The 7,240-nt window shown below is 65.0% G+C and carries 8 protein-coding genes; 5 read left to right on the top strand and 3 right to left on the bottom strand.

What is annotated here, in order from left to right; genetic code table 11:
• From AX702_RS01915 to AX702_RS01905, 3 genes are all read right to left on the bottom strand, one after another.
• On the bottom strand, positions 1-608 hold a 608-nt coding region (locus AX702_RS01915; RefSeq protein ID WP_066775606.1), incomplete at its 3' end, for a shikimate dehydrogenase family protein.
• Between the two features lie 17 nt (positions 609-625).
• Positions 626-1,216 (bottom strand): Maf family protein, encoded by a 591-nt coding sequence (locus tag AX702_RS01910; protein ID WP_082745923.1) that lies wholly within the window; start codon positions 1,214-1,216, stop codon positions 626-628.
• Positions 1,213-2,055 carry a pyruvate, water dikinase regulatory protein gene (locus AX702_RS01905; protein WP_066775590.1) on the bottom strand — a complete coding sequence of 281 codons (843 nt, stop codon included), beginning with the start codon at positions 2,053-2,055 and terminating at the stop codon, positions 1,213-1,215. The genes AX702_RS01910 and AX702_RS01905 overlap by 4 nt, the downstream gene beginning before the upstream one ends.
• 281 nt (positions 2,056-2,336) lie before the next feature.
• Here AX702_RS01905 and hemE point away from each other — a divergent pair, with 281 nt between their 5' ends.
• The 5 genes from hemE (at position 2,337) to AX702_RS01880 (ending at position 7,015) form a co-directional block, all read left to right on the top strand.
• On the top strand, positions 2,337-3,398 hold the full coding sequence (gene hemE / locus AX702_RS01900; protein ID WP_066775588.1) for a uroporphyrinogen decarboxylase: 1,062 nt from the start codon (positions 2,337-2,339) through the stop codon (positions 3,396-3,398).
• Complete coding sequence (locus AX702_RS01895) at positions 3,398-3,856, top strand: CopD family protein (RefSeq protein ID WP_066775587.1); 459 nt, start codon at positions 3,398-3,400, stop codon at positions 3,854-3,856. Before hemE ends, AX702_RS01895 begins: the two co-directional genes overlap by 1 nt.
• A 222-nt stretch (positions 3,857-4,078) precedes the next feature.
• Positions 4,079-5,335 carry a transcription termination factor Rho gene (gene rho / locus AX702_RS01890; RefSeq protein ID WP_066775586.1) on the top strand — a complete coding sequence of 419 codons (1,257 nt, stop codon included), beginning with the start codon at positions 4,079-4,081 and terminating at the stop codon, positions 5,333-5,335.
• A gap of 216 nt (positions 5,336-5,551) precedes the next feature.
• Entirely contained in the window at positions 5,552-6,280 is a 729-nt protein-coding gene (locus tag AX702_RS01885) for a TerC family protein (RefSeq protein ID WP_066775602.1), read from the top strand.
• A 126-nt stretch (positions 6,281-6,406) separates the two neighbouring features.
• Complete coding sequence (locus AX702_RS01880; RefSeq protein WP_066775585.1) at positions 6,407-7,015, top strand: LolA family protein; 609 nt, start codon at positions 6,407-6,409, stop codon at positions 7,013-7,015.
• The last annotated feature ends 225 nt before the right edge of the window (positions 7,016-7,240 follow it).

The raw sequence follows: 7,240 nt of genomic DNA, 5'->3' as shown, positions 1-7,240 counted from the left end.
CCGAGCGCGCTGGTGTTCACCAGCAGCTTCGCCTCGGGAAGCCGCGCATTCAGCGGCAGCGCCTCGCCCTTCAGTCCGAACCGGCTCAGCAGCGCGGCGCCCTTCAGCGGCGAACGGTTGAGGATCGTGACCTTGCCGACGTTCATGCGCGACAAGGCGAACAGCACCGCGCGCGCCGCGCCGCCGGCACCGACGATAGCGACGGGCGCCCCGTCCAGGTCGAGATCGGCGATCGGGCCATAGAAGCCGGCGGCATCGGTGTTGGTGCCGAAGAGGCCGCCATCCTCGCGGCAGACCACCGTGTTCATCGCCCCGATACTGTCGCGCACGCCGCCGGGATCCTCGACAAGATCGAGCATCGCCACCTTGTGCGGGATGGTGACATTGCACCCGCGCCAATGCGGATCGGTACGGCGCTGTTCAATGAACGCGGGCAGATCCTCCGGCGCGACATGCGTGGCGCGGTAGTCGGCGGCAATTCCAAGCTTTTCGAGCCAGAAGCCATGGATCAGCGGCGATTTCGAATGGCTGATCGGATCGCCGATCACCTCGGCATAGGGGCGGCCGGCTGCGGAGCCCGCGAAGGATGGTTGAGAAGCGTGTGACACCGGTGCCTCGTTTATCGTCATGCGCCCAGCACCTGCCGTTCGCGCAGATATCCGAGCAGCGGCAGCAATGGCATGCCGAGCACGGTGAACTGGCTGCCCTCGAACCGGCTGAACAATTGCACCCCCGGCCCTTCGATGCGGTAGCAGCCGACGCAGCCCGAAATCTCCGGCCATTCGGCATCGAGATACGCCTCGATGAAGCTGTCGGAGAGCGGGCGGACGAACATCCGCGCCCGATCGACATGGCGCCACACCGGGCGACCGGCTTCAGCGATCACCGCCGCGCTGACGAGATCGTGCCGCTTGCCCGACATCATCTCGAGGTGTTTCGCTGCCTCTTCTCGGTCGCGCGGCTTGGACAGGATCGTCCCGTCCTCCAGCACGGCGAGGCTGTCCGATCCAAGAACAAGCGCCTGCGGATTGCGGTGCGATACCTTCAGCGCCTTCAGCTCGGCCAGGGCATCGGCCAGATCGCGCGGGGCGATCGCGCCGAGCGACGCCTTGGCGGCATCCTCGTCCACCATCGCCGGCTGCGCTTCGAACGGAACGCCGGCCGCCTCCAGCATGGCGCGGCGCGAAGCGGATTGCGAGGCAAGGATCAGCCTCATTGATCGATCACCAGGCCGGGATTGCCGCGACGCTCGTTGACAATCGAGATCACCGCCGCCGCGGTTTCCTCGATCGAGCGGCGGGTGACATCAATCACTGGCCAGCCATTGTCGGCGAACATCCGCCGGGCATATTGCAGTTCGCGCGTCACTGCCTCCTGATCAACATAGTCCGTTTCAGGGGCCTGGTTGAGCGACAGGAGGCGATTGCGCCTGATCTGGATCAGCCGGTCGGGGCTGGTGGTGAGGCCCACGATCAGCGGGTTCTGGAGCGAATAGAGCAGGGGCGGGGGCGGGCTTTCCACCACGATCGGGATGTTCGCGACCTTGAAGCCGCGATTGGCGAGATAAATGGACGTCGGCGTCTTGGATGAGCGCGATACGCCGGCGAGGACGATATCCGCCTCTTCCCATTCCTCCCACAGCACGCCGTCGTCATGCGCGATGGTGAACTGGATCGCATCGACGCGCGCGAAATAGGCGGCGTCCAGCACGTGCTGGCGCCCCGGCTTGTTCTTCGCCTGCTGCCCCAGCAGCGCGGACAAAGCGTCGTTCACGGGATCGAGCGGCGCCACCATCGGCAGGCCAAGCGCCTGGCACCGCTGCTCCAGCGCATCGCGCGTGGCGGCATTCACCAGCGTATAGATCACCAGCCCCGGGTTCTGCGCGATCTCCTGGAGAATGCGATCGAGATGCGCCTCCGTGCGCACCATGGGCCAGAAATGCCGCACCGTTTCGACATTGTCATATTGGGCGAGCGCCGCCTTGGCGATGTTCTCCAGCGTTTCTCCGGTGGAGTCCGACAGGAGGTGCAGGTGCAGCTTCACCGTCACGGGCATGAACCTGTGGATAACATGGGGATAACCGCTAGCGTAACCTGCGCGAGCGGCCAAGCCGCCGTGCGCACCGTGGAAAACTCATCAGTCATCCACAATTAAATCCACCGGCGGCGATTCTATCCACAGGCTGTGAGAATCGTGGATGGGTGAATCGAATCCGCGGGAGTCTGCGGCTCCGCCAGCGTCAAGCTGTTGGCAATCCGAGGATGAACGCATAAGCCCCGCAACCAACGCGCCTACATCATCACACAACCATCAGACTCTTTCTTTTGAGAAGAAGCATGGACGCCCCAACCGATTCAAAACCACTGCTGGGCGTTCTGAAAGGTCGCAAAAGCGCCCGCCCGCCGATGTGGTTCATGCGGCAGGCGGGGCGGTACCTTCCTGAATATCGCGCGCTCCGGGCCGAAAAGGGTGGATTTCTTGCGCTCGCGACCGATCCGGAGGCCGCAGCGGAAGTGACGCTACAGCCGATCCGCCGCTTCGGCTTTGACGGCGCGATCCTCTTTTCCGATATCCTGATGGTGCCCTGGGCGATGGGGCAGGACCTGACCTTCGGACCGGGCGAGGGCCCCCGGCTCGCCCCGCGCCTGCTCGACCAGCATCTCGCCGGGCTGCAACCGGTCCGCGGGCGGCTCGATCCAGTCTATGCCACGGTGCGCCGGGTGGCGGCGGCGCTGCCGGCGCAGACCACGTTCCTGGGGTTCGCCGGCTCCCCCTGGACCGTCGCGACCTATATGGTGGCGGGGCAGGGGAGCCGTGATCAGGCCGAAACGCGCGGCCTCGCCTATCGCGATCCGGCTGCCTTTGCCGAAATCATCCAGGCGATCGTGACGCTGACGGTGGAGTATCTGTCCGGGCAGATCGAGGCCGGGGTCGAGGCGGTGCAATTGTTCGACAGCTGGGCGGGCACGCTGTCGCCGGCGCAGTTCGAACGCTGGGTGATCGCCCCCAATGCGGCCATCGTGGCCGCGCTGAAGGAACGGCACCCCGATGTGCCGGTGATCGGCTTTCCCAAGGGGGCAGGGGGCAAATTGCCCGCTTATGCCCGCGAAACCGGTGTCGATGCGCTTGGGCTGGACGAGACGGTCGATCCCGTCTGGGCGGATTCCGTGCTGCCAAAGGGCCTACCGGTGCAGGGCAACCTCGATCCGCTGGCGCTGATCGCCGGCGGCGCGGCGCTGGACGGCACGATCGACCGGATTCTTGCCGCTCTTGGCGAGCGGCCGCATGTCTTCAATCTCGGCCACGGCATCGACCAGCACACGCCGATCGCGCATGTCGAACAGGCGATCGCCCGCGTCCGTTCAGGACCAGTGACCGCAATGGGAGGGCAGGGGTGATGGGCGCCGGGTTCCTGGGCGCGGCCTATCTTTGGGTGAAGGCCGCGCACATCATCTTCGTGATCTTCTGGATGGCGGGCATGTTCATTCTGCCGCGCTATCTGGTGCATCACCAGGAGGGGCTGGGCGATCCCGCCGATGCGGCGCGGTGGATCACGCGTGAGGCGAAGCTGCGGCGCATCATCCTGACGCCGGCGATGATCGCGGTCTGGGTGATCGGGCTGGTGCTGGCGGTGAATGCCGGGCTGCTGGCGGGCATTCAGGGCCTGGCGTGGCTTCACGCAAAGCTGTTCGTGGTGTTCCTGCTCTCGGGCTATCACGGCTGGGCGGTCGGCTATTCAAAGAAGCTGGCGAGGGGGCAGGCGACGCTGAGCAACCGCGGCCTTCGGATGATCAACGAAGTGCCGGCCCTGGCAGCGACGATCATCGTGATCCTGGCGGTGGTGAAGCCTTTCTGACCTTGTCGCCGCTCCGTTCCTGAGTCGGGGCCGCGCCACCCCCGCCCGGCGCGGGCCATCGGCCTTGCGGCAACGGGCAGCTTGACTATCCCCGGCCTCGCTCCTACGTCGCCCTCACGGCGCGGCCTTTCGGCTGCGCTGCCTCCTGTCAGTCTCGTTGCCGCGCGAATAGCTTCCGCCGACCGGGCTTCTCCCCCCACCGATCCTCATCGGACACACGATATGCATCTCAAGGACCTCAAGAAGAAAGCTCCGGCGGAACTGGTCCAGCTGGCCGAAGAGCTCGGCGTCGAGGGCGCCTCCACGCTGCGCAAGCAGGATCTGATGTTCGCCATCCTCAAGGTCCAGGCCGAGGAAGGCGAGCAGATCATGGGCGAGGGCACGATCGAGGTCCTGCCCGACGGCTTCGGCTTCCTGCGCTCTCCCGAGGCGAACTACCTCGCCGGTCCGGACGACATCTATGTGTCGCCGAACCAGGTCCGCAAGCATGGCCTGCGCACTGGCGATACGGTTGAGGGCGAGATCCGCGGGCCGAAGGACGGCGAACGCTATTTCGCGCTGACCAAGCTGGTTCGCGTCAACTTCGACGATCCCGACGCCGTGCGTCACCGTGTAAACTTCGACAATCTGACGCCGCTCTACCCTGACGAGCGGCTGAAGATGGAGATCGAGGATCCGACCGCGAAGGACAAGACGGGCCGGGTGCTCGATCTTGTCTCGCCGATCGGCAAGGGGCAGCGCTGCCTGATCGTCGCCCCGCCGCGCGTCGGCAAGACGGTGATGATGCAGAACATCGCGCGGGCGATCTCTGCCAACCATCCCGAAGTGTTCCTGCTGGTGCTGCTGATCGACGAGCGGCCCGAGGAAGTCACCGACATGCAGCGCACGGTGAACGGCGAGGTCGTTTCCTCGACCTTCGACGAGCCGGCGACGCGCCACGTGCAGGTGGCCGAGATGGTGATCGAGAAGGCCAAGCGCCTCGTCGAGCACAAGAAGGACGTGGTGATCCTGCTGGACAACATCACCCGCCTGGGCCGCGCCTACAACACCGTCGTACCCTCGTCGGGCAAGGTGCTGACCGGCGGTGTCGACGCCAACGCGCTGCAGCGGCCGAAGCGCTTCTTCGGCGCGGCGCGCAACATCGAGGAAGGCGGCAGCCTCACGATCATCTCGACCTCGCTGATCGATACCGGCAGCCGCATGGACGAGGTGATCTTCGAAGAGTTCAAGGGCACCGGCAACGCGGAAATCGTGCTCGACCGCAAGGTGTCGGACAAGCGCATCTTCCCGGCGATCGACGTTTCCAAGAGCGGCACGCGCAAGGAAGAGCTGCTGGTGGAGAAGGACAAGCTCAGCAAGATGTGGGTGCTGCGCCGCATCCTGATGCAGATGGGCACCGTCGATGCGATGGAATTCCTGCTCGGCAAGATGAAGGATTCCAAGACCAACGAGGATTTCTTCGCCAGCATGAACCAGTAAGCGAGTGGGCGGCGGCGCGGCCTTGCCCGCGCCGCTGCCGCCTGTCTTGCACGTGTCTGCCGTCGCCGTGTCGCGGCAGGACATTTGCTTAAGGCCGAGCCGTCGTCGGCGTGTGTCAGCACGCTGGCGCAGGGCGGCTAACCTCGGTATCGAACCTGCAACCGGATCGGCCCTGTCGCCGTTCGATGTCCAGATACCCAGGAGCGTTGACCGTTGATCCTTACCCTGCTCGCCCAAGCTGCCGCCGCCATCCAGGGCCCCGGCTCGCTGGGTGACATCTGGCACAATATCGTCGCGGATTTCTCCAATCTGTCCGAGCCGGCCGCGCTGGCGGCATTCGGCCAGGTGCTGATGATCGATCTGGTTCTCGCCGGAGACAATGCGGTGGTCGTCGGGGCGCTTGCCGCCGGCCTGCCGACCGATCAGCGCAAGAAGGTGATCCTGATCGGCATCATCGCGGCGCTGGTGCTGCGGATCTTCTTCGCGTTGATCGTCACCTGGCTGATGGGCATCGTCGGCCTGATCTTCGCTGGCGGCCTGCTGCTGCTCTGGGTGAGCTGGAAGTTCTGGCGCGAATTGCGCGCCCATTCCCATGCGAACGTGGGTTCGGAAGAGATCCACGGCGACGAGCAGTCGGGCCTCTCCCCGGCACGCTCCTTTGCCGGCGCGGCCTGGGCAGTGGCGATCGCGGACGTGTCGATGAGCCTCGACAATGTGCTGGCGGTGGCTGGCGCGGCGCGCGAGCACCCCGGCATTCTGGTGGTCGGCCTCATTCTGTCGGTGGCGCTGATGGGCCTGGCCGCGAACCTGATCGCGCGGGTGATCGGTCGCTATCGCTGGATCGCCTATATCGGTCTTGCGGTGATCATCTTCGTGGCCTTCAAGATGATCTACGAAGGCTGGATCGGCACTGGCGAGACGGTGGGGCTCAACACCCTTTTCTGACGTGAACGGCGCGGTGTGCACCTGGCGTACCCCGCTGCCGCGACAGCGCTGGCGGGGAACCGGGAAGGGTTCACCACGCGTTCAACCCGTCCTGGCCACAAGCCGGCCATGCCCAACGGGAGAGCCATGTTGAGAAGTTTCGTGCCAATCGCCGCCGCGGTCGTGATCGCTGCGCCGGCGGCGGCGCAATCGGGTGACCTGGCGCTGGTCCAGAACCACCTGCGCGCCGTCAACACGATGACCGCCGATTTCACGCAGACCGATCGCGCCGGCAAGACGCTGACGGGAACGCTGTCGCTCAAGAAGCCGGGCAAGATCCGCTTCCAATATGAAAAGGGCGTGCCGATCTTGGTGGTCGGGGATGGCAAGGCGCTGACCTTTATCGACTATTCGGTGCGCCAGGTGCAGCGTTGGCCGATCACCAATTCGCCGCTGGGCGTGCTGATCAACCCGGATCGTGACATCGCCCGCTATGCCAAGGTGATCCCCAGCGGCGATTCGCGCGTGCTGTCTGTGGAGGGCTACGATCCAAAGCATCCGGAATATGGCCGCATCACAATGGTGTTCGCGCGGGAGGGCGGCGCACCGGGCGGGTTGATGCTGCAAGGCTGGGTAACGCTGGACAGTCAGGGCAATCGGACGACCATCCGCCTCGATAATCAGCGGTTCAACGTGCCGGTGAGCGACGGAACGTTCCGTTGGAACGATCCGCGGAGAAACGGAACGCGCAACTGAACGGTTCACAACCGGTTTGTTCATCCAGGCGACAGGAAAGGGCCGCTATTGCCCCGAATGCGGATGTGGGGCGGTTCAGGATTTTCCCCCTGTTGCCTGAACGATGTTCCACTCCCCCCTGCGTGACGAACGCCAGGTCGGCCCTCGCTCCAAGCCCCCGGAGCGAGGGCCTTTCCCTATCCGGCGCATATGATGATTGCCGTTGCCGCGTTGCCCCCGCTAAAG

This window comes from Sphingomonas sp. CCH5-D11 (assembly GCF_001557395.1).
In the GTDB taxonomy this organism is placed as follows: Bacteria; Pseudomonadota; Alphaproteobacteria; order Sphingomonadales; family Sphingomonadaceae; genus Sphingomonas.
Note: the sequence above shows the minus strand (reverse complement) of the source record. Positions and strands in the feature narration are given on the sequence as shown.

Coding starts and splice junctions, on each gene's coding strand:
- AX702_RS01910 (WP_082745923.1), bottom strand. CDS start 1,216: ATGAGGCTGATCCTTGCCTCGCAATCCGCTTCGCGCCGCGCCATGCTG.
- AX702_RS01880 (WP_066775585.1), top strand. CDS start 6,407: ATGTTGAGAAGTTTCGTGCCAATCGCCGCCGCGGTCGTGATCGCTGCG.
- rho (WP_066775586.1), top strand. CDS start 4,079: ATGCATCTCAAGGACCTCAAGAAGAAAGCTCCGGCGGAACTGGTCCAG.
- AX702_RS01895 (WP_066775587.1), top strand. CDS start 3,398: ATGGGCGCCGGGTTCCTGGGCGCGGCCTATCTTTGGGTGAAGGCCGCG.
- AX702_RS01905 (WP_066775590.1), bottom strand. CDS start 2,055: ATGCCCGTGACGGTGAAGCTGCACCTGCACCTCCTGTCGGACTCCACC.
- hemE (WP_066775588.1), top strand. CDS start 2,337: ATGGACGCCCCAACCGATTCAAAACCACTGCTGGGCGTTCTGAAAGGT.